Raw genomic sequence first — 1,577 nt, 5'->3', positions numbered from 1 at the left:
ATCTGGCGTTACCGGCTCTTCTGCATTGTTAACAACAACATAATGATTCGCGGTTTCGGTTACGTTACCTGACGTATCCGTCGCAATGGCCGTTAAGGTATGTTCACCATCCGCTACCGCTGACGAATCAACACTGAATGAATATGGCGAGCTAAAGTCAGCACCAACACGTTGGCCATTAAAGTACAATTCGACTTTTTTCACGCCTTCGTTATCTGCCGCATTGACATCAACCGAAAACAACCCGTTTACTTCACTGTCCTGCTTCGGTGACGTGATGCTCACCTCTGGCGCCGTCTGATCTAACTCCGGCTCCGGATCTGGGACATAAACACTGTCACGCAATGCCGCACCAGCATCGATTCGACCATAACCAAATTTCGTACTAAAACTACCTGAGAACATTGAGTTATCGGCGTTGTTCTCCAACAAACTCTCTAGCTCTTTGTTACTCATTTTTGGATTAGCGGCTTTCAATAATGCTAATACACCGGCCGTTGCAGGTGCTGCAAACGATGTACCTGTACCACTACCGTAACTACCGTTTTTGGTTGTGGTCGCCAGACCCTGACCAGGCGCGGCAACATCAATACACTTACCATAGTTAGAAAAACTTGCCTTACCATCGCTTGAAGTGGTTGCCGAAACCGTGATCACATACTCGTTATCCGTACATGTCATGCTTTTACCGCTGTTACCGGCAGCCGCTACAACCAAACCACCTTTATCATGGAAATATTTCGCGGCACCTTTTACGGTAGAGCTATCGGAAATTTGATAACTCACGTTGGCAATATCGGCACCATTATCGGCAGCCCAGGTTAATGCTCGTGCAATATCAAATAATGACGCAACACCATCACTACGGTTTGAAATCTTCACCGGTAATACTTTCGCATCCCAGGCAATGGATGCCACACCTTTGTTGTTGTTACTTACCGCAGCAACCACACCAGCAACCTTAGTACCATGACCATTGGTATCGGTAACGTTAGTGTTTTTGCTCACCACGTTATAACCCGATAACAGGTTGGCTTTTAAATCTTCATGAGATGTATTCACACCCGTATCCAGAACCGCAACCACAACCCCTTTACCTTTAGATTTGCTCCAGGCTTCAGGCAAGTTCATTTTATTTAAATGCCATGATTGTTTCGGGTCATTCGCCGTGATTGATTCTAACTCAACCAAACGGTTTACCTCGGCATATTCAATATGCGGGTTGGCATTCAGCTCTTTGGCGACTTTCTCGCGTTTTTCTTTAGGAACCTTAACCAGGTTTGCACGTAAAGACTGTTTCATCGTCTTTGCACCACGCATTACAGCAGGCTCATGCTCTACTTTTGCGTCATGCTTTTTCAGAATTTCATTCAGGTCTTGATCAGAAAGACCGGCTTTAGGAACGATAATCAGTTCCCCTTCACCGACTTCATCAGGAAGTTGATACTCGGCCATCGCTGGCGTAGCAATTGCGCCCATTAATACGGCACCAGACATTACTTTTATGATTTGTTTATTTAGTAGCGTTTTCTCGAACAACATGTTCAGCCCTCCTAAAAGCTTGCAAATCTTGCCAA

At 45.5% G+C, this 1,577-nt stretch carries 1 protein-coding gene; it reads right to left on the bottom strand.

Annotation, left to right across the window (positions count from 1 at the left end; translation table 11 throughout):
• The coding region (locus FE810_RS16975) for a S8 family serine peptidase (RefSeq protein ID WP_138321857.1) at positions 1-1,542 on the bottom strand (1,542 nt) is incomplete at its 3' end.
• Positions 1,543-1,577 lie beyond the last annotated feature (35 nt).

This window comes from Thalassotalea litorea (assembly GCF_005843925.1).
GTDB classification, from domain to species: domain Bacteria; phylum Pseudomonadota; class Gammaproteobacteria; order Enterobacterales; family Alteromonadaceae; genus Thalassotalea_A; species Thalassotalea_A litorea_A.
This window is presented reverse-complemented; position numbering and strand designations above follow the sequence as displayed.